This is a genomic window from Anaerolineaceae bacterium oral taxon 439 (assembly GCA_001717545.1).
Lineage (GTDB): Bacteria > Chloroflexota > Anaerolineae > Anaerolineales > Anaerolineaceae > Flexilinea.
This window is the reverse complement of sequence record CP017039.1, coordinates 2,356,653-2,376,449: the sequence shown is the minus strand read 5'-3', so window position 1 is coordinate 2,376,449 and position 19,797 is coordinate 2,356,653. Positions and strand designations below refer to the sequence as shown.

At 51.1% G+C, this 19,797-nt stretch carries 16 protein-coding genes and 3 pseudogenes; 17 read left to right on the top strand and 2 right to left on the bottom strand.

What is annotated here, in order from left to right; all coding sequences use genetic code 11:
* Window positions 1-23 precede the first annotated feature (23 nt).
* From BEQ56_10590 to BEQ56_10530, 13 genes and pseudogenes are all read left to right on the top strand, one after another.
* Window positions 24-512: a transcriptional regulator gene (locus BEQ56_10590; GenBank protein AOH43881.1), complete on the top strand. Its 489-nt coding sequence runs from the start codon at window positions 24-26 to the stop codon at window positions 510-512.
* On the top strand, window positions 490-1,314 hold the full coding sequence (locus BEQ56_10585) for a macro domain protein (GenBank protein ID AOH44510.1): 825 nt from the start codon (window positions 490-492) through the stop codon (window positions 1,312-1,314). The genes BEQ56_10590 and BEQ56_10585 overlap by 23 nt, the downstream gene beginning before the upstream one ends.
* A gap of 42 nt (window positions 1,315-1,356) precedes the next feature.
* On the top strand, window positions 1,357-1,983 hold the full coding sequence (locus tag BEQ56_10580) for a hypothetical protein (protein ID AOH43880.1): 627 nt from the start codon (window positions 1,357-1,359) through the stop codon (window positions 1,981-1,983).
* Window positions 1,980-2,891 (top strand): annotated as a pseudogene (locus BEQ56_10575) (hypothetical protein). The gene BEQ56_10580 and the pseudogene BEQ56_10575 overlap by 4 nt, the downstream one beginning before the upstream one ends.
* 426 nt (window positions 2,892-3,317) lie before the next feature.
* Entirely contained in the window at window positions 3,318-3,953 is a 636-nt protein-coding gene (locus BEQ56_10570) for a (4Fe-4S)-binding protein (GenBank protein ID AOH44509.1), read from the top strand.
* 193 nt (window positions 3,954-4,146) lie between these two features.
* A pseudogene (locus BEQ56_10565) lies at window positions 4,147-4,881 on the top strand (ATP-dependent Lon protease).
* Between the two features lie 10 nt (window positions 4,882-4,891).
* Window positions 4,892-5,911 carry a hypothetical protein gene (locus BEQ56_10560; protein ID AOH43879.1) on the top strand — a complete coding sequence of 340 codons (1,020 nt, stop codon included), beginning with the start codon at window positions 4,892-4,894 and terminating at the stop codon, window positions 5,909-5,911.
* A gap of 3 nt (window positions 5,912-5,914) precedes the next feature.
* Complete coding sequence (locus BEQ56_10555; GenBank protein ID AOH43878.1) at window positions 5,915-7,582, top strand: hypothetical protein; 1,668 nt, start codon at window positions 5,915-5,917, stop codon at window positions 7,580-7,582.
* Between the two features lie 235 nt (window positions 7,583-7,817).
* On the top strand, window positions 7,818-8,111 hold the full coding sequence (locus tag BEQ56_10550) for a hypothetical protein (protein ID AOH43877.1): 294 nt from the start codon (window positions 7,818-7,820) through the stop codon (window positions 8,109-8,111).
* Window positions 8,095-8,919, top strand: coding sequence for a hypothetical protein (locus BEQ56_10545; protein AOH43876.1), 825 nt, complete (start codon window positions 8,095-8,097; stop codon window positions 8,917-8,919). Before BEQ56_10550 ends, BEQ56_10545 begins: the two co-directional genes overlap by 17 nt.
* A gap of 14 nt (window positions 8,920-8,933) precedes the next feature.
* A pseudogene (locus BEQ56_10540) lies at window positions 8,934-9,268 on the top strand (hypothetical protein).
* Window positions 9,269-9,289: 21 nt separating this feature from the next.
* Entirely contained in the window at window positions 9,290-11,854 is a 2,565-nt protein-coding gene (locus tag BEQ56_10535) for a hypothetical protein (GenBank protein ID AOH43875.1), read from the top strand.
* 259 nt (window positions 11,855-12,113) lie between these two features.
* Complete coding sequence (locus tag BEQ56_10530; GenBank protein ID AOH43874.1) at window positions 12,114-12,476, top strand: ArsC family transcriptional regulator; 363 nt, start codon at window positions 12,114-12,116, stop codon at window positions 12,474-12,476.
* Between the two features lie 427 nt (window positions 12,477-12,903).
* On the opposite strand, the gene BEQ56_10525 is transcribed toward BEQ56_10530, so the two are convergent.
* Window positions 12,904-13,227: a transcriptional regulator gene (locus BEQ56_10525; protein ID AOH43873.1), complete on the bottom strand. Its 324-nt coding sequence runs from the start codon at window positions 13,225-13,227 to the stop codon at window positions 12,904-12,906.
* A gap of 126 nt (window positions 13,228-13,353) precedes the next feature.
* Window positions 13,354-14,112, bottom strand: a complete 759-nt coding sequence (locus BEQ56_10520; protein ID AOH43872.1) for a triose-phosphate isomerase — start codon at window positions 14,110-14,112, stop codon at window positions 13,354-13,356.
* Between the two features lie 170 nt (window positions 14,113-14,282).
* Between BEQ56_10520 and BEQ56_10515 the strand changes: the two genes are divergently transcribed.
* From BEQ56_10515 to BEQ56_10500, 4 genes are all read left to right on the top strand, one after another.
* Window positions 14,283-14,825 carry a hypothetical protein gene (locus tag BEQ56_10515; protein AOH43871.1) on the top strand — a complete coding sequence of 181 codons (543 nt, stop codon included), beginning with the start codon at window positions 14,283-14,285 and terminating at the stop codon, window positions 14,823-14,825.
* A gap of 13 nt (window positions 14,826-14,838) precedes the next feature.
* Window positions 14,839-16,422 carry a hypothetical protein gene (locus tag BEQ56_10510; GenBank protein AOH43870.1) on the top strand — a complete coding sequence of 528 codons (1,584 nt, stop codon included), beginning with the start codon at window positions 14,839-14,841 and terminating at the stop codon, window positions 16,420-16,422.
* Between the two features lie 130 nt (window positions 16,423-16,552).
* Window positions 16,553-18,637 carry a hypothetical protein gene (locus tag BEQ56_10505; protein AOH43869.1) on the top strand — a complete coding sequence of 695 codons (2,085 nt, stop codon included), beginning with the start codon at window positions 16,553-16,555 and terminating at the stop codon, window positions 18,635-18,637.
* 21 nt (window positions 18,638-18,658) lie between these two features.
* Window positions 18,659-19,771, top strand: coding sequence for a hypothetical protein (locus BEQ56_10500; protein AOH44508.1), 1,113 nt, complete (start codon window positions 18,659-18,661; stop codon window positions 19,769-19,771).
* Window positions 19,772-19,797: the final 26 nt, after the last annotated feature.

The window sequence follows — 19,797 nt, the reverse complement described above, 5'->3', positions numbered from 1 at the left end:
ACAGGTTATTGAGGAGCTGATTCATGCAGATCACAAGCAGATTTACAATTGCGGTCCATATTCTTTCGTGTATAGATTATTTTGAAGGCCGCGAAACCGTGACGAGCAATTTCCTTGCCGGAAGCGTGGGGGTTAATCCAGTTATTGTCCGTACAGTGATGCTGCAGTTAAAGGCAGCGGGACTGATCGATATCCGTCAGGGAAAGAGCGGAATCTCGCTCGCGAAGCCGCTGGGAGAAATCACGTTTTATGATGTTTACCGGGCGGTGAATTGCGTCGACGAAACGGGATTATTTCATTTTCATGAAAACCCGAGTTTGAGTTGTCCCGTCGGACGGAGGATTCACCGCGCGATGGATGGCCGATTACGCGCGATTCAGGACGCTATGGAAGCAGCGCTGCGAGGGATGACGGTCGGCGATATCGCCGCGGAGATTTCCGGTCAGGCCGAAAGCGGAGAAAAGGGGCAGCGGAAGGATGGAACGGATGATGACGCAAAGCGAGCGGCTTGACTTCCTGATCGAAGCCTTTAAGCGGGAGGCAAGCGAGTACGCGGGTATGAAGACGCCGTCCGATCCGGCGATGAAACGGCGGCTGCTGCGTTCGCTGATGAACGTTCGCCCGCCGGGGCCGCTTTCCGAAGAGGTTTTGAAAATTCAGGACGCTTACCTGTCGGCTCGGGCGGCCGAAGCCGGACGGGTTGGGTTGGACGCGATCCCGACGATCCGGGACGCATACGGCGGTGCGAATCCGTTCGCAGACGTGCTGTCGGTCTGGCAGGGGGATATCACGCGGCTGTCGATCGACGCGATCGTCAACGCTGCGAACAGTGCGATGCTGGGCTGTTTCGTCCCGTGCCATGGCTGTATCGATAACGCGATCCATACGTTCGCCGGGGTTCAGCTGCGGGAGGCATGCGAACGGAAAATGGAGGCGCTGAAAGCGCTGTATGGGGAGGAATATACGCAGCCGACAGCGGTTCCGACGATCACCGACGGCTATAACCTTCCGGCGAAAAAGGTGATCCACGTCGTGGGTCCGATTGTCCGGGAGGAGCTGACGGCGGCGGATGAGCAGGCGTTGGCGGCCTGTTATCGGAATACGCTCGACCTCTGCGCGGCGGAAGGACTTCGCAGCGTAGCTTCCTGCTGCCTGTCGACGGGCGTTTTTCGCTTTCCGAAACGACGCGCCGCGGAGATTGCCGTTTCGTCGGCGGTCGGCTGGCTGGCGGAAAATCCGGGACGGATGGGGCGGGTTGTGTTTAACGTGTTTCAAGATGAAGACAGGGATTATTATGAGGAACTTCTTTCCTGAAAGCGCTATGATTTTCAATGGGAACCGGAACGGGAGGCGTGAATGAGCGCGCCGGAGGCTTCCAGCGGTCGAATAGCCCGTGAAACAGAGCGGCTGAAAATGGCGCTTGACGCGGCTGATTCGGTCGTCATTGGTGCGGGGTCGGGATTTGACAAGCGGCGGTTGTATTATACGCAGGGGGATTATGGGCTTTTCCAGAGCTCGCTTCCGTCGGGCCGATCGGCTGGGAAGACGTATGAGAACGAGACGGCGATTCGTGAAATGGTCCTGGCTCAGGGATTCTCGATCGCCGCGGACGGTTCGCTGACGCTTCCGGACGATCGGGCGATCCGGATGGAGATTCCTGCTGATCTGGCGCCGATTTGCCCGGATGACGGGAGGATGATGACGACGAATTTACGCGTTGACGCCCGCTTCGTTCAGGACGCCGGCTGGTACGCGGCGTCGCGGCGCTACGAACTTTTTCTGGAGAAACGGAGGATGGCGAAAACGCTGTATTGGGAACTGGGGATCGGGTATAACACGCAGGAAACAGGTTTATTGCACACAAAAATGGATAAGCGGCAGGATATGGTTATTTCACAAAAGAGGTTGGATACTTTACGATGGCGTTCGGGCGCTTCACGATTACCCCGTTACAGAGCTGAGGAAAGGCGGTGTGCGGCATGAGAGGGCAGGTATACATTCGTCCGTATGACACGCCGGACGGAATCAGCAAGCTGAAGAAGGCGCTTCTGGATGCCGAAGCAGTGATCATCGGAGCTGGCGCCGGTCTTTCTACATCAGCCGGCTTCACTTACAGCGGAGAACGCTTTGATAAATACTTTTACGACTTTGCTGAGCGATTCGGGATCAGTGACATGTATTCCGGCGGCTTCTATCCTTTCCCGGATGATGAAACGCGCTGGGCCTGATGGGCCAGGCATATTTACTATAATCGCTATGTCGACACATCTAAGCCCGTATATCAGGAGCTGCTGAACCTGGTTAAGGACAAGGATTACTTCGTGATTACCACAAATGTGGATCATCGGTTCCAGGCAGCAGGCTTTGATAAAAAACGGCTCTACTATACGCAGGGCGATTATGGCCTGTTCCAGAGTGTAAATCACAGGCTTCAAAAGACCTATGACAACGAAGAATGGGTCATGAAGGCAATGGAATCACAAGATTTTGTCAGAGATGCGGACGGTGTGTTCCAGGTTCCGGCGGATGGAGAATTGAAGATGCGTATCCCGACGGATCTGATTCCGAAGTGCCCGGATGATGGATCGGATATGACGATGAACCTTCGTGCGGACGATACTTTCGTCCAGGACGAAGGCTGGTATGCGGCGGCGGAACGGTATTCGGAATTCCTTAGACGGCATAAGAACATGAAAGTTCTCTTCCTGGATGCCGGCACTGGCTTCAATACGCCAATTATTTTTAAAGTGCCATTCTGGCAGATGACGGAAGAATGGCCGGATGCCACTTATGCTTGTCTGAATTACGGACAGGCATTTGCTCCGGATGAGATCAAAGAGAAATCCATCTGCATCAACGGAGACATTGGAGAGATTCTCTCCAAACTGTAATCACGAACAAGAGAGCTGAATGACAGGTACAGGCAGTAAGACGTTTATTTGTTTCCCTTCGGGGATTCAGGTAAACATCTTTTTTTATTGCCGATACATACGGAGGAGCGACATGAGTTTCGATTATTTTTACGGCCCGGATGATGCAGAGCAGTATTCCTCGTTCATTCGCAGCGATACCTTTCTCATATACAGGAATCCTCCTTCCGTCCATCATAACAAACTGATGTTCATCATGGCGGACGGCGGGACAATTTCCAAGATTATTCTCTAAGACAATATCACAGACTATTCACACATGGGAACCGCGGCGGCTGTCGATTTGGGACAGCGTACACCACTTCTTTGCCCGGACAAAGCATCAGTATTGCTCGAACGCTTGGCAAAGAACTGGGTAAATATCTTGCTGCGAAGGAGGATTGAATGATGGAGACAAGAGACTATCTTGCATATATTTCAAAAGTGATCCATACGACGATTGCAGCAACGGTTGATGACGAAGGGTTACCCGTTACGGCAGCCATCGACATGATGGACAGTGATGACAACAGCCTGTATTTCCTCACCGCAAGGGGCAAGGGTTTCTATGACCGGCTCATCAAACGACATTTCCTTGCGCTCACTGCGATAAAGGGGGAGGACAGCATGTCCAGCGTGGCGGTGTCTGTTCGTGGTAAAGTTCGGGAGCTCGGCTATGACAAGATCCCGGAACTCTTTGAAAAGAATCCATACATGCACGAGATCTATCCGACGGAAGAATCCATGCATGCACTGTCGGCGTTCCAGATATATGAAGGTACAGGCGAATGGTTCGATCTGTCAAAGAAACCGATTGAGAGAGCGTCTTTCACGTTTGGCGGCACCGAAAAGAAGCAGGAAGGATTTTTTATTACCGATACCTGTATTGGCTGCGGAAGGTGCGCGGCGGTCTGCCCTCAGAACTGCATTATTACCGACAGTATCCCTCATGTAATCGAACAGGAACACTGCCTGCATTGTGGGAACTGTATGGAGGTATGCCCGGTCGCAGCAGTGGAAAGAAGACAGCTTTGTGGAGGATAAAGGATGGTATCATACGTCTGCCGCTTATGCGGAATTTTTGAAAAAGATCGATGGGGAGCATGTGCTCTTCCTGGAGGCAGGGGTGGGGGCCAGTACGCCTGTTATTTTTAAAGTGCCGTTTGGGCAGATGACGGAGGAGTGGCCGGATGCCACCTATGCCTGCCTGAATTATAACGAGGCATTCTGCCCGAACCAGAGCGAAGAGATTCTGACAATGGCGCTGGAGATGCGCCGCCGCGTCAAGGAGCAGATGAAAAAGCTGGGCGGCATGGAGTTCTACGATGTGAACTTCTCCTATATCGATAACGAGTCATTTGAGGAACACTATGTTTCCGTTCTGGAACAGGGCGGCGGAAAGCTGATACCGGAGGGGATGTGCAATTCGGGACAGGTATATACCGTATCCCGTGGAAAGTCCGGTATGATTGGAGTGTTCCGTCTGGAATCTCAGATGCTTCCGGGTAATGGCAAGTTTGATCGCACTGGCCTCGGCTCGGATCGGGAGTGTCGGGAAGCTTCAAACACTGCTTTCAGCTTCCTGAAAGCGAACGGAAATCGGATCAGCGGCGCTATCAACACGACCACAAAGGATTACATCGTAAACTATCAGGATATACAGGGCATCGGGATGACCAACAGGCTGGCGCTGTCGACGTTGGTTGCGCTTAGTTCAATCGCTTTGAGCAAACCGATCGTAATCTCACTGGCCGTTCTGGACGAGATCAGTATTATTGGTACTATCATCAAGGTAGATGAGCTTGCAAATGCGCTGCAGGTTTGCTTGGATAGCGGGGCGAAGAAGGTGTTGCTGCCGATCACATCCGCAGGCGATCTTGGCACTGTGCCTGCAGAATTGGTTGGATGCTTCAACCTGATTTTCTATAGCAGCGCCGAGGACGCGGTATATAAGGCGCTGGGAGTGGAATGAGGAGGTTTCTATGAAATTAAAGAAAGAGTTTGAAGATTTCTACAAAGAAATCCGCATTGACTGTGAGACTCATGCTCTGAAAGAAAAGCGAGAAGTATTAGAAAATGATATAAAAACAAAACTACCGGGTATCCTTGGAGATCACAGTATCAGTATTAGCAGAAGTGATATTAGAATGATTGACCAGGGAAGTTACAAGTACAATACTACGATTAAAGACGATATCGTGGATCGCGATGTTGCGGTTATGATACCGCTGGATACTTCGGCCAATTCAGATCCGCGTAAAATCAAGGGATATCTACGGGATGCTATCAACATCTCTTCGCGCACGGTAACAATTAAAGAACCCTGCGTCAGAGCATCGTATTATGAAAACAGAGAAGAATGGCTCCATATTGATTTACCTCTTTATGCAACAGACTGCGGTTGTGTTTTTCTCGCAAGGGGTAAAGAGTTCAGCAGCAACTATTCATGGGAATATGCGGATCCTGATGGCTTAAATGATTATTTGTGTGGCCGGATTAATGGCAATGATCAACTACGCCGAATCATATGCTTTATAAAAAAATGGCGGAATGAGCAGTATTCCGGATCATCGAATGATTATGAAGTGCCTCCGAGTATAGGATTGACGCTTCTTGCCTGTGACTGCTTTTCAGCACAGTCCACGAACGAGGGAGACGATGACTTGCTTTCGTTGCAGAAGACAATGAACGGCATCCTGGATAAATTCACGTATACGGTTGACAGCAATGGAAATCTGATAAAGACGATAACAAGATATCTTCCCGTAACTCCGTATACGGATGTATTCAAAAAGATGAAAGATAGCAGCAGCTTATACATGACAACTTTCTATAACCGACTTTCAAAGGCGGTTGATAATCTCACAAACGCTGTGAATGTTGAGTCTGCACACGATGCCGGTGAGTATGTTCAGAAGGTGTTGGGAGACAGTTTTACAGTACCGGCCAAAGAAGCGGTTGCGGCATCTGCTCAAAACAAGCGAGAACATAGTTTTGGATAAGATATGACTGTAAAAGAGATATTAGAATCATACGAGGAGATCACTGTAGAGAAGCAGGTTCTTGAAGGAGCGTTTTTATTTACTTTGTTTGAAAAGAAATTCCTGTTTTTTGCTCCTGTTAAAGATAATCCTTCTTCAAAGGCCGCTGTATATCTGTACAATGATAACCTACTGGATTATCCGCATGTCATGCTTCGGGAAAACACAATTACCGAAGGAAAAGATCTCCCCAATGGGACATATAGATGGATATGCCTTTTTGAACAAGAAAGCATAGTAAACATGATTGTTTCATATGAGGATAAGATTTTTGATTGTGTTGACCGGTTAATTGAACTACTATCCATGACTCCAGTAGAGCGTGAAAGAGAATTTCAGAAGGAATTCATGTACTACTGGAACAGTGAATCTGTTGGAGATAAAGAGTTCTCTGTATATTTAGAGCAAGCTACGCAATTCACAGAATTGGATGCGTTTTACGGCGCACAAAAAGTCCGCCTAATTCAGAAATGGCTAAAACTTACAGATATAGATGACAGAGAAAAAACTGAGCGGAAATGGATTCATCATATCGAAAACGATGTGTTCTATATTCCAGTGACAGATAGCAGGGGCATTCTCCCGCCGCACAGAGGTTACCAATGGACTGCGAATGAAGTGCAAAGCATCGTTTACGGAAAACAAATCGAACATATCAGTGACGAAACATTCCGGTCTATTAAAAGCGTTGTTCCAAAAACACAAGACGTTATTCTTGTTTTCGGAATGAGAACAGCTCTCTCAAACGTTTCATTTGCTCTTAAGGTAAAGTGTAAAAACGGCAACAATCATACATTGCTGGAGAAACTACTCTCAGATATTGTAGCACTTGAGCCTCTTCCTACTGAGAGAAAGGATTACTCATATTTGTGTGAGCAAATAGGAAATGACATAGGATTACTGAAGAAGAGAATTTTGCTTATTGGTGCCGGTTCTTTAGGGAGCTATGTCGCGTTTGAACTTGTAAAAAACGGTGCAAAATATTTGAAGATATATGATGGCGACAAGCTTGAAGAGGAGAATGTTCTTCGTTGGGCATATGGAGGCATTGGCAAGGGCTCAAATAAAGCAACAACTATTCAGATTTTACTAAAGCTGCTTCACCCAGAAATCAGCATAGAAGCATGTGGGGAGAATATAAGTGCGAAGTCTTTGATGGAGGAAATCAGCGACAAGGATTTGATCATATTGACTATTGGAAGTAGCGACGAACAGATAAAACTTAACAGCGTATTAAAAAAATCAAACTGCCCCATACCGGCAATATTTGTTTGGCTTGAAGAAGGTGGAACCAATAGCCATATTCTTTTTGTCAATTATTGGATGTCTGGATGTTTTGAATGTCTGTATACAGATTCAAATGGAGAATATGTGAATAATAGAGCCAGGAAGAATTCGTCGACAGCTACGGAAAATGGCATAATTCGAAATGGGTGTGGAGGTACAAGGGCTGCCTATGGAACTGCTATTCTTCTTAGAACAACAGCGGCCTTGTTGGATGTAATACAAGATTATGATGAGCATAAGATTATAGCGAATACTCTGATAGATATAACACCAGAAAGAATCACTATTTCTGACACGGAATTCCCGATGGAGGCATGTAATTGTTGTGGAGATACGGTCAGATAGCAAATGTGTAAAAGTAGGTCTTCCGAACGGCAAAGTAGTTGATGTTCTCAGTCCGGTTTTGGATGAGATTTGTAAATGGATACAGGATGATTGCTCCAAGCCAGAAAGCGGTGGGTATATAGTAGGGTATCAGCATGAACATACGTGCAATGTTTCTTTAGAAGCTGTATCACATCCGTACCTCATGGATATAAAGAGTCGCGTAAGGTTTGATATACGAGATCCGCGGCATCAAATGTTCTTGAAAAAGGCTAGACGCCATAAGAGCTATTATATGGGTGTATGGCATACACATCCACAAAAAACTCCAGTGCCGTCAGATATTGATTGGAATGACTGGAATGAAACCATGCACTCTGATAAGACAGGGTGCCAATATGTCTTTTTTGTCATTGCTGGTACTGATGAATGGCGACTTTGGGTTGGGGATCTTATGACCAGAGAAATCCAGGAAGCTTATGAATGTGAAAAAGATACGAACGGAATCTATATAAAAGAGAGCGTGCTGCAAGATGAAGAAACTTTGTGAAAAGATTTCAAGTAATGGAAGACAGATATTAGAGATAGTGGCTCTTATAATTGTGACTTCTATACCGTGGTTTGTTGATTTACAGGAGATATTCAAGGAGTATCTGGCTAACCATCCAATTTCTCCGGATGACTTTTTTTGGCAAGCCGCATTTAGAATGGGCAAACCCGTCGCCTCTGTCGTATTATTCTTTGCTGTTCTAATTGGGATAAGGAAGTTTAATCATGGATTCGTTATGAACCGTAAGCGCGTTTATCATGACTACTGTTATGCTTGGTATTGCTTTTGTGCAAAAATCCTTGGAATCAAGAGTTGCGATTTAGTGCTCGTACCAATCCATATGCAATTCAAATTGGTAATAAGAGCTACTTTTCCAGAATACCCACTGGATGAAACGGAATATCCAGTTGTAGAGAATGAATCGGATAGTAAAGTTTCAGAGACGAATCAAGAGGAGCCGACCAGGGAAATCAACCTTGTTTTGGAAGACACGTATGCCATTGAAGCGCGGCAGATTCCGAAAGCAAAACAAGGATATAGGACAATCAAGATCAGCAGAAACAGTTGCGCAGACAGTTCTCGTCATTTTAGCCAAAAATATATTGAGGCAATAATCAAGTGTATCAGAGGCTTAAAGGGGAAAGTGTCAGTAAACGTTTATGCCACCACTAATCCAATGAATACAAAGCATATTGCAAAAAGAGCATTTGGTTTAGGTGGAAGAGGAAATGTCGAGCATTTGTATGTGTTCCAACAGAGTAAGGACGGAAGAAGACGCTTTGAGGAAAAAGGCAGGAAGATTTTTTGATGGAATTGTTTGCTCTGCAAGGAAACAATAAAGTTGTAACCCTATGTGGCAGTACCCGCTTCAAGGACGAATCCATGGAGGTTCAAAAAAGGCTGACGCTGGAAGGCAATATTGTAATCAGGGTCGGTCTCTTCGGTCATTCCGGCGATAACGAAGTCTGGAGAACCTGGACGAGGGAACGCTGACGAAAACAAAAGAGATGCTGGGTGATATGCATAAGTGTAAGATCGACATGACAGATGAGATTTATGTCATTAATGTCGGCGGTTATATCGGCTCCAGTACGCGATCAGAGATTGATTATGCTGTAGCCGCCGGGAAACTGGTGCATTATCTGGAAGCAATTTAAGGAATAGGAAGAGGCAGCGTTATGAAAGGCTCGGAGACAAAGCTGATAAAGTATATGGAGGGCGCAGACAAGCGGTTCGTCATTCCGGTATACCAAAGAAACTATGACTGGAAGATCGAAAACTGCAAGCAGCTATATAACGATCTGGTAAAGGTGATTCGGAACAAGAGAAAGAATCACTTCTTTGGCAGCATAGTCTCCACCTATAATCCGGATGGGGACAATGAGGAGTATCAGATTATAGATGGGCAGCAGCGCCTGACTACCGTGTCGCTACTGCTGCTTGCTATGTACAATCTGATCCGACAAGGGAAAGTTGCGCCGTCTGACAGCCGCCTCAGTGACCGTATTTATGAAGATTATCTGGTAGACAAGTATCAGCCGGAAGAAACCCGTATTAAGCTGAAACTGATCAAGAATGACCGGAAGGCTTTTGGTAAGCTCTTTGATGAAAAGACGGAGCACATTGGTGGATCAAACCTGACGACAAACTATAACTATTTTTATGACCGTATCCAGAAGGAAGAAATTACGATTGACGAGCTGTTCCAGGCAATCCGAAGCTTGGAGATCATCAGCATTCGCCTTGATTCCGATGATAATCCGCAGTTAATCTTTGAGAGCCTGAACTCTACGGGTCTTGATTTGTTGGAAGGCGATAAGATCAGGAACTATATCCTGATGGGACAGCCTTCCAAACAGCAGGAAGTCTATTACGAAAAGTATTGGAACAAGATCGAGGAAAATACCAATTATGAGGTCGATCTCTTTGTGCGTGATTATCTGAGCGTAAAGCAGCAGGCTACGCCGTCTTTGAATAAGATATATTTCACATTCAAAGGCTATGCGGAAGACAATCATGTGGAGATCGAACCGCTTTTGATCGATCTGCTGAATTATACGCGGCTGTACAGGATACTGCTTACGGGCAAAGTTTCCGACAAACGCCTTTCATCTTGTATTTATCGTTTGAACTGGCTGGAGACTACCGTTACGAGGCCGTTCTTCCTGGAAGTGCTGCGTTTGCAGGCGGAAGGGACGCTTTCGTTGGATGATGTGGTTGACGTGTTCCTGACAACGGAGAATTACCTGTTCCGCAGAACGATCTGTGAATTGCCCACGAACCAGTTGAATAAGATATTCCTGCTTCTTCACAAGGAAGTGCTTCGTTACGATGGGACGACGGATAATTACGTGGAGAAGCTGAAAAATGTTCTCCTGTCCAAGAAAGAACGGGCACGCTTCCCGAAAGATGCGGAATTTGCGGATGCCTTTGGTATAAAGCCGATTTATTCCATGAACGCGAAGAATAAAATGTACATCTTGGAGCGCTTTGAAAACTTCGGCACGATTGAAGATAAGGACGTGTACCGCCACTTTGATGATGGCGATTATTCCATTGAACACATCATGCCGCAGCATTTGACGCCGGCATGGGCAGAGGCTCTTGGATCGGATTATGAGAGAATACATGAAACATGGCTGCATAGGATGGCTAACCTGACGCTGACGGCTTATAACTCCAAGTACAGCAATAACAGCTTCCTTGAAAAACGTGATATGACAAACGGATTCAAGGATAGCGGTATCCGTATGAATCAGTGGATCGGATCGCAGAGCCAGTGGACGGAAACAGAGCTGGAGCAGAGGAATGATTTTGTTCAGCAGCGGGCATTGGAGATTTGGGCATCACCGGTAACCGTTTTCCGGCCCATCGAAAAGCAGCTGGATTCCTATACTCTGGACGATGAAATTAATCTGACAGGACGTAAAATTGCCCGGTTTGCATATTTGACATTAGAGCAATCCGTAAAGAACTGGTCAGAAATGTTTGAGAGTGTGGTGCGGCTGCTGCATTCCGAAGACAAGTCAGTTCTGAACAACCTGGCATATGAAAGTGATAGATCTGTTGATCTCGCAGTGTATGTGAGCCATAAAAAGACAGATCTCCGCGAATACATTGAGATTGAGCATGGCATCTATGTAGAACGCAATACTAATACGAGGACGAAACTCATTATCTTAAAGCGGCTGTTTGCTTTATACCATCTTGATCCTGTAAATCTGGTCTTTTATCTGAGAGATGATGATGCCAGCGAAGATGATGAAGAAATAAACGGTACTCGTTATGAAGTGAGGAAAAAATTCTGGGCATATGCGCTGGAAATAATCAAAGAGACAAATGCAGAGAGCGGAGTCTTCAGTAACTGCAGTCCGGTGAAAGAAAACTGGACAAATGGTTATTTCGGGATTCAAGGATTCAATCTCTGTTGTGTAGTTAATTTTGATTCTGCACGGGTTGAGGTATATCTGGGGAAAGCGGACAATAACGAGAACAAGCGGGCTTTTGATATTATCGCCGCCCACAAAGTAGAAATTGAGGAAGCTCTCGGTGTTCAACTGATCTGGGATCGCGGAGACGATAAGAAATCTTCCAAGATATACTACAAGATAGACGATGTAGGAATCGATAACGAAGACGATTGGCCGGTCCTTGCGAAATTCCATGCGAAATGGTCGGTTAAGCTCTATGAGGCTATCATTGTACCGTATTTGAAGCCTATTTATACAGCGGTACAGGTTTAATAGTTGGGGTTGAAATAAAGCAGGTGATTTCAGGGGCCTTTTCGGCAAGAAAACATGTATGTGGATGTCTGCTTCCTGCACGGGCAGAATCTCTATGCTACCGGACGAATGCCGGTACCATAGCAATCAATATGGTTGTGATGGTGCCTGCAGGAGATGAGATCAAGCCGGCAATCGTTACTAACCATGATCCCGTATGGGTGTATGAGATTGAAGCATTTGATGCGATGATGAATGATTGAGATCGGAGGTCATTTCCATGTTGAAGGTTTATTGTTACAGTCGCTGCACTACCTGCAAGAAGGCTCTGAAATGGCTGGATGAGAACGGTGTCGAGTACGAGGTCGTTGACATTAAAGAGAATCATCCGGATAAGGAGACTCTGTGGGAGTACTATGCCAAAAGCGGGCTTCCGTTGAAACGCTTCTGGAATACGAGTGGCATTCCTTATCGTGAGATGGGTCTCTCCAAAAAACTTCTGGAGATGAGCGAAGATGAGCAGCTGGCTTTGCTGGCAACGGACGGAATGCTGGTGAAGCGTCCGTTGGCAGTCGGCGAGGATTTTATTCTGACGGGCTTTAAGGAAGCCGAGTGGGCAGAGAAGCTGCTGCGTTCGTTTTGAATGGTAAATGGAATATGATTCTGACAAAGATAAAAGTGCAGGCAGATATCGATGCTTTGATCAAGCGGTATGTAAAAGAACGGGCGGATGTGTCTGCATTGCGCGACCATATTCTTTTGGCGCAGCAGTTGCATCGCATCTACTTAAAGCTATAGCAGCTGGGCCAGCGGCTCCGCCATTGACGCCACAAGACAGAGCGAACAACACCTCCGGAATTATCAAGTACTATCAAGTACGCGTTCTGGCGGCAGACGGCGGCGAATCCCAACGCGGTTTATTGCTGCCTGAATTTGGGCGAGGCGTCCGTGCCGGAGGAGATTGCGCCGAGGTCAATCTGTATCGATCGGGACATCCGCGAGGTTCTCTGCGCATTGGCGGAGAAAGTATAATTCTGCGAATCGATCCATTCCCTGTCTTCCCGCCACGGTCACGCGCTTTTTTTCTTTTTCGCTTTGGGAACCGCGGTCACGGGGAGAAGCGCACGGACGACAGCGGCGGCCAGCCCCGGGTGATCGACGTCCAGAATATAATGTTCCTTTGCGCCGGGATAAGGGCGCCCTTTCTCCGCTGCCGCCAGGAGCGTTTCGACGCAGGGAAGGATCTTCACGTAGACGGTATTGTCGCAGGCGAGCAGGATCGGTTTATCGTCAACATAGATCATGTAATCGCCGAACATTTTCCGGTAACGGACGGTTCCGGTTCCTTCGATCACGTCGCAGACGTATTCGATAAAATCAGGATTTGACGACATGCGGATCCACCCTTCTTATTTTGGATGAAATTATTGCTCGGGCGGTTTCCTGCCGTTAACCGAACAGCGCAGGGAATCTCCACGGCGGGGATCCCCTGCGCAGGTTTGGGCCATCAGACCGGTATATTACGCGGCGGCGCGAACGATTTCCATGAAATCGGCGGCTTTGAGGCTGGCGCCGCCAACGAGCGCGCCGTCGATATCCGACTGTCCGAAGAATTCGGCGGCGTTATTGCCTTTGACCGATCCGCCGTACAGGACGCGGATCGCCTGAGCCGCGTCTTCGCCGTAAAGTTCGGCGTACGGCTTCCGGATCGTTTCGACGATGGTTTGGTTCGCCTGGTCCCCGGTCGCGGCGAGGCCGGTGCCAATCGCCCACACGGGCTCATAAGCGACGATAATTTTCGCGGCGTCGTTGGCTGAAAGCCCTTTCAGTCCTTCTTTAACCTGCCGCGTTACGACCTCAGCGGTTTTATTCGCCCGGTTTTCTTCGAGGGTCTCGCCGACGCAGACGATCGGGGTCAGCCCGTTCGCTAACGCTGCGAGGGTTTTCTTGTTGACGGTTTCGTCGGTTTCGCCGAAATACTGGCGGCGTTCGCTATGGCCGATGATCACGTATTCGCAGAGTTCCGCGACCATATTCGGGGCGACTTCGCCGGTAAACGCGCCTTTCGCTTCCCAGAACAGGTCCTGCGCGCCGCAGCCGACGCCGCTGTCTTTGAGCAGCTGCGAGACGGGATAAATCGCGGTGAACGGCGGGCAGACGACGCGATCTACGCCGGACTGCGTTTTCAGCGCGGGTAAAAGTTCGTTGATGAGCGTGACGGCTTCGCTCGCGGTTTTATTCATTTTCCAGTTGCCGGCAACCATCGGGGTTCGTTTCATCTTAGCTATCTCCTGTATTTTCTCCGTTTCGCCCGGATCAGGGCGCGGTTCGGAAGTTTGATTTCATTGTTTATTTTACCATTCGAACGCTGAAGAATGGCGCGCGCATGCGAAGAAGGGCCTGCTGTCCAGGGCGCTGATCTGGCGCGAACCTTGCATGGTGAACGTTGATGGGTATCTGGAAAAAAGTTTCGACCGGCATGATCTGGGGCGCGGCCGCGCTGGCGGCGCTCGGGGCGAGCGGCTGCAAAATGCCGATGCGCGAGGGGTCGCCGTCTCTTTTCATCCCGCCGACGTTGGTCGCGACTGCCTTCCGGACGCCGACGCCCGACCTGTTTCAGGCAACGCCCGATCCGCGTGGGAACTGTGTCAACGACTTGCTGTTTCTCGAAGACCTGACGGTTCCGGACGGGACCGTCGTTCAGCCAGGGGAGGAGATCGTGAAGCGCTGGAAAGTCCGGAACAGCGGCGACTGCGACTGGAATTCGCGTTATTCGCTCCGTTATATCGCCGGCGACCTGATGGGCGCGAAGGAGCGCTATAAATTAATCCAGCTTCAGCCGGGCGAGGAAGGCACGATCGAAATTACGTTTACCGCGCCTGAATATGTCGGCGGCTATTACAGCGGCTGGCAGGCGTATAATGCGAAAAATGAGCCGTTCGGCAACGATTTTTATTTGGAAATTTACGTAAATCCGCAGCTTTCTTATTGATCTGAGAGGGGACATGAGACGATTTTTATCCGTTTTTATTGCGGCGCTTTTATTCGGACTGTCCGCAGGAAGAGCGTTCGCTGCGCTTGAGGAGACGATTGCGAACCGTATATCCGCATACGCGTCGCGTCCGATGGAATTAGCGTCGAATAGCGAGGCGCAGGCAGCTTCAGATTTAGCGCGTTTTTATGGGTACGACCTGAGCGCGCTGGAAATCCTGAGCCTGCTCCCGACGAGCGACGATCCGACGGTTGGCTTCGTCGGAGACCCGCGCGAGAAGCCGGCGCTTCCGCCGGGTTCGTACGGCGTTTATCCTGGCCCGATCGCTGAAACGTTGTCGCTGGCGGGGATTCCGGCGGTCGCCGCCGCGGATTGGTCGATTGAGGACCTGAAAGCCGCGGTCGGCGCGGGTCATCCCGTGATCTGCTGGGTGGTTGGGAATACGGCTCCCGGAAAAGGCGTTCCCTATCGAAGCGAATCCGGAAACGAGATCGTCGTCGTCGATAAGATGAATACGGTTACGGTCGACGGGTTCAACGATCTCGGCTTTTCCGTCTGGGACAATGGGGAAAACTATTTTCGGACGTTCGTCGATTTCGAAACGTCCTGGAAAGTCCTGGGATATATGACGCTTCGGATCGACGCGGCGCCAGTCTCGAAACCGGCCGGAACGGCGATCCCGTTAATCGCGGCGGACGAAGACGACGACCCATTCACGGGCGGCGGCTTGACCGCGGTCGCTCCTTCCCCGTCAGGGGCATGGTGGAACGTGGGCGAGGATGACGCCTCGCAGGCGTCCAAAAAAGCGTTAGAGACGACTGGCGCGTCGCCATGGCTCGACGAACCGTTCGAGCTATTCGGCGAGCTTCAGGAGGTTCAGCCGGTTTTCGAAGATAACCCGGCGCTGACGCTGGACGGATATGAAACCTGGTTCTCGGTCGCGGGAGCGCCGGCGTACAACTCAGGCTCCGCTTATTCCATCCCGGCGAATCCCTGGCTCGATCTCGATTCGCAGGCGGCGCCTGGCGCTCTTCCGGGCGCGGCGGCGATCGACGGGTTTGTCGGGTACGCGCAATCGTATAATCTGGACTGCGAAACGCGATCGGCGGTCGATTTAGCGTCGTATTTCGGCGTGCGAATCGATTATATGAGCTTTCTAACCGGCCTTCCGAAATCGGACGACCCGAACGAAGGCTTTGTCGGAAATTATTGGGACGCGCGCGGCGGGCTTCCGCCGAACGGATACGGCGTTTACGAACGGCCGGTCGCGGAGCTCCTGACATCGTTCGGGCTTCCGTCGTTCGGCGTTTCGAATTTTAATTGGGAAGGGATCAAGGAACAGGTCGCAAGGGGGAATCCGGTGATGGCATGGGTCGTCGGCAATACGACGACGGGAACGCCGCTTTCGTATACGCCCGCGAGCGGTATCCCGACGACCGTCGTCCCGTATCAGCATACGGTCGTCGTCCTCGGTTACGACGAAGCGGCGGGAACGGTCACGCTTCAGGATGGCGGGATGCGTTACACGCGCAGCATTCAAACGTTCCTTGCGTCCTGGGGCGTTTTAGGGAACCGTGCGGTTTTCCGGATCGGCTGAGCCGGGGTGATCGGGATGGCCGCGTCGGACGGTGGAGTTTCCCTGAACTTTCCGAAATTCGCTTCGTTTCTTTTGCCCTGAACTATAATAAATGCGACGTTCATTTATCGTATAAAAGGTTGGGAACGGAATGACGACGCGTCTGCGCAGCTGTATATATAAAAAGTGGTTTTCGATTCTGCTGCTGATCCTGATCGGCGGTTCGCTGTACCTGCCGAATATGAGTGAATTGGGGTATTACCGCGACGATTGGAACAATTTATTTAACGCCGATTCGCGCGGAACGGAAATGCTGATCGAGCATTACGCCAGCGATCGCCCGGCGGACGGATATCTTCTTTCCGCCGCCTACCGCGCGTTCGGAGCCGATCCGTTTCCTTACCGGCTGGTCAATCTGGCTTCCCGGGTCCTGGCGGCGATCTTTTTTTCGCTGAGCTGCGCCGCGATCTGGCGGCGTCCGCCGTTCGCGGCGTTCGCGGCGGGGGCGCTGTTTCTCGTTTTTCCCGGATATCTCCGACAGGTCGACGGGATTACCTACCTGCCGCATCAGGTCGCGATGGCGGCGATGGCCGGTTCGATTTACCTGTCGATCGCGGCGCTGGACGCGAAGCGGGCGGTCGCCCGGGTCGGATTCGCCGTTTCGGCGGCCGCGCTGGCGGTCGCGTCCATGTTCCTGATGGAGTACTATATCGGGATGGAAGCGCTGCGTTTCTGCCTGCTTTGGGCGTATGACGCGAATCGGCGCGAGCGGACGTTTTTCGCCGGGTTCGGGCGCGCGCTCCTGCTTTTCGTTCCGTATATCCTGAGCGCGATTTTCTTTTTCTATTGGCGTTCGTTTATTTTTGAGGCGACGCGATCGGGAACGGATGTGATGCCGATTTTGTTAACGTTCCGTAAAGCGCCGAAATATGTAGGCGCCGCCTGGATTCAAAAAAGCGGGATGAACTTGTTTAAACTGCTGGTCGGATCATGGGCCGTCCCGCCGTATCACGTTCTCAACGGAGTCGAGCTGCGGCTCTTTTTCCACGCGCTTGCGCAGGCGCTGATCCCGCTGGGCGTCTTCTGCGCCGCGTTTCTTGGGCTAACCCGCGAGAGAAAGACGGGCGCTCTTCCGGCGCGTTCCGAAGCGGGGGCGGAGCCGGCCGCGAACGGGAAGCTCCGCTGGCAGCAGCAATGGATCCTGACCGGGATCCTGTCGGCGGCGGCGGAGGTTTTCCTGCTCGTCGTCGCAACGCGCGAAATTACGTTTTCGTCGAGCCTGGATCGTTTTACCTATCCGGGAGCGTTCAGCGCGGTCATGACGCTGATCGGGTTTGCTGCGTTGATCGAAGGACGTATGGTGAAATTCGTACTGCTGACCGGGGTGGTCCTGATGTCGGTCCTGACGCAGCGGGTCACACAGCTCCGCTACGCTGCGCAGACGGAAATCGAAAACGACTTCTGGTGGCAGCTGTCCTGGCGCGCGCCGGATATTCAGGATGGAACGATGGTCCTGCTGCATAACGCCGGATTCGCGCCGGAGGAGGACTACGAAAATTTTGGCCCGCTTCACCTGATCTATCGGCGAAGGCAGGGAAATATTCTGATCGCTTCCGATTTGTTAAATCTGGAATCGGTTCGCAAGGTTCAGATGGGAACCGTTGATGAACGCATGGTGCGGAAGATATACTTGCTGCAGGATTATTCGAAGGTTCTTGCGGTCACGAAGCCGACGGCGAAAAGCTGCGTTCAGGTTATCGATGGCCGTAACCCGATCTATTCGCCGTTCGATTCGTCGCGGATCGCCGCCGTCGGTTTCGCCTCGGAGCCGGATCGGATCCTTCTCGACGGGGCGGCGCGGTACCCGGACCCGGCGCTTTTCGGCGCGGAGCCGGCGCGGGAGTGGTGTTACAGTTATGCGCAAATGAGTGTTGCGCAGCAGAAGCAGGATTGGGCGGGAGCCGCGAGGATCGCGGACGCGGCGATCGCGGCCGGGTACCACAGCGAAGATCCGGTTGAATGGATCCCGGTTGTTCAGGCGTTCGCTTATCAGGGCCGGCTGGACGAAGAAACGCGCGGTTATCTGGCGATTTTGAAGACGGTTCCGTACCTGCGGTACGAGAGCTGCGCATATTTTCGCCGCGCTGGCGAGCTGCTGGACCTGAACGAGACGGAACGGGCGGGAAATACCTTTTTAATGACGGAGCTCTGCGAAGACGACGGGGCTTCGGAATAGAAGGAGGAAGAATTGGAAAATATTCATAGCGAGCGAATACAACGGATCGCGGCGCAGGCGAAAGCCGCCGGGCTGGACGCGGTCGCGTTGACGCCATCGCCGAATTTTATCTGGGCGACCGGGCTCCGGAAGCATTTATCGGAACGTCCCTGCGTCTTAATCATCCGTTCGGACGGCGTATTCGGCGTCATCGCCGCCGGGTTCGAGATCCCCTCGATCCAGGAGGTCTTACCGGCGATCCTTCCGTTCCCGTTTCAGGATACGCCGGCTCGTTGGGGCGAGGCATTCGCCGAGGCGGGGAAGCGAATAGGGCTGAACGGGAAAACGATCGGCATTGAACCGCGGCATTTCCGTTTCCATGAATTTTCTTTCCTGACGGAAAACATCGCGGGTATCCGTCCGGTCGGCGCGGCGGAGCTCTTCGCCGGGCTGCGGCTGCGAAAGACGGCGGATGAGCTGGCGAAGATGAAAAAAGCGGCGCGGATCGCCGAGCGGGCGCTCGAAGATACGCTTCCGATTATCAAGCCGGGCGTCCGCGAGATCGAGATCGCGGATACGTTGATCGGGAACCTGATCCGAAATGGGAGCCAGGTTGAATTGCCGTTCGATCCGATTATCGGGAGCGGCCCAAACAGCGCCGATCCGCACGCGGCCGTCAGCAAGCGCGAGGTCCGGCCGGGCGAGTTCGTCCTGATCGATTGGGGAGCGCGCTATGACGGATATTGCTCTGACCTGACGCGGACGTTCGCGGTTGGCGAAGCGTCGGAGGAAATGCGGACGGTTCACGAGACGGTCTTGGCCGCGAACCGGACGGCGGCGGCTTTCGCCCGACCCGGCGTCCGAGCGGGGGACGTCGACGGCGCGGCGCGGTCGGTTATTCGTGCCGCCGGTTACGGCGATTTCTTTACCCATCGGCTGGGCCACGGACTGGGAATGGAATGCCATGAGGATCCGTACATGTTCGCGGAAAATGATTTAACGTTGGAACCGGGAACGGTTTTCACGGACGAGCCGGGAATCTATCTTCCCGGCCGTTTCGGCGTTCGAATTGAGGACGATCTGGTTGTGACCGATTCGGGCTGCGAAGCGCTGACTTCGTTTCCGCGCGAGCTGCGGATTCTGAACGCAAGTTGATCAGCAGTTCGTGCGGAGGGACGGAG

Coding starts and splice junctions, on each gene's coding strand:
- BEQ56_10590 (AOH43881.1), top strand. CDS start 24: ATGCAGATCACAAGCAGATTTACAATTGCGGTCCATATTCTTTCGTGT.
- BEQ56_10585 (AOH44510.1), top strand. CDS start 490: ATGACGCAAAGCGAGCGGCTTGACTTCCTGATCGAAGCCTTTAAGCGG.
- BEQ56_10580 (AOH43880.1), top strand. CDS start 1,357: ATGAGCGCGCCGGAGGCTTCCAGCGGTCGAATAGCCCGTGAAACAGAG.
- BEQ56_10570 (AOH44509.1), top strand. CDS start 3,318: ATGGAGACAAGAGACTATCTTGCATATATTTCAAAAGTGATCCATACG.
- BEQ56_10560 (AOH43879.1), top strand. CDS start 4,892: ATGAAATTAAAGAAAGAGTTTGAAGATTTCTACAAAGAAATCCGCATT.
- BEQ56_10555 (AOH43878.1), top strand. CDS start 5,915: ATGACTGTAAAAGAGATATTAGAATCATACGAGGAGATCACTGTAGAG.
- BEQ56_10550 (AOH43877.1), top strand. CDS start 7,818: ATGTTCTTGAAAAAGGCTAGACGCCATAAGAGCTATTATATGGGTGTA.
- BEQ56_10545 (AOH43876.1), top strand. CDS start 8,095: ATGAAGAAACTTTGTGAAAAGATTTCAAGTAATGGAAGACAGATATTA.
- BEQ56_10535 (AOH43875.1), top strand. CDS start 9,290: ATGAAAGGCTCGGAGACAAAGCTGATAAAGTATATGGAGGGCGCAGAC.
- BEQ56_10530 (AOH43874.1), top strand. CDS start 12,114: ATGTTGAAGGTTTATTGTTACAGTCGCTGCACTACCTGCAAGAAGGCT.
- BEQ56_10525 (AOH43873.1), bottom strand. CDS start 13,227: ATGTCGTCAAATCCTGATTTTATCGAATACGTCTGCGACGTGATCGAA.
- BEQ56_10520 (AOH43872.1), bottom strand. CDS start 14,112: ATGAAACGAACCCCGATGGTTGCCGGCAACTGGAAAATGAATAAAACC.
- BEQ56_10515 (AOH43871.1), top strand. CDS start 14,283: ATGGGTATCTGGAAAAAAGTTTCGACCGGCATGATCTGGGGCGCGGCC.
- BEQ56_10510 (AOH43870.1), top strand. CDS start 14,839: ATGAGACGATTTTTATCCGTTTTTATTGCGGCGCTTTTATTCGGACTG.
- BEQ56_10505 (AOH43869.1), top strand. CDS start 16,553: ATGACGACGCGTCTGCGCAGCTGTATATATAAAAAGTGGTTTTCGATT.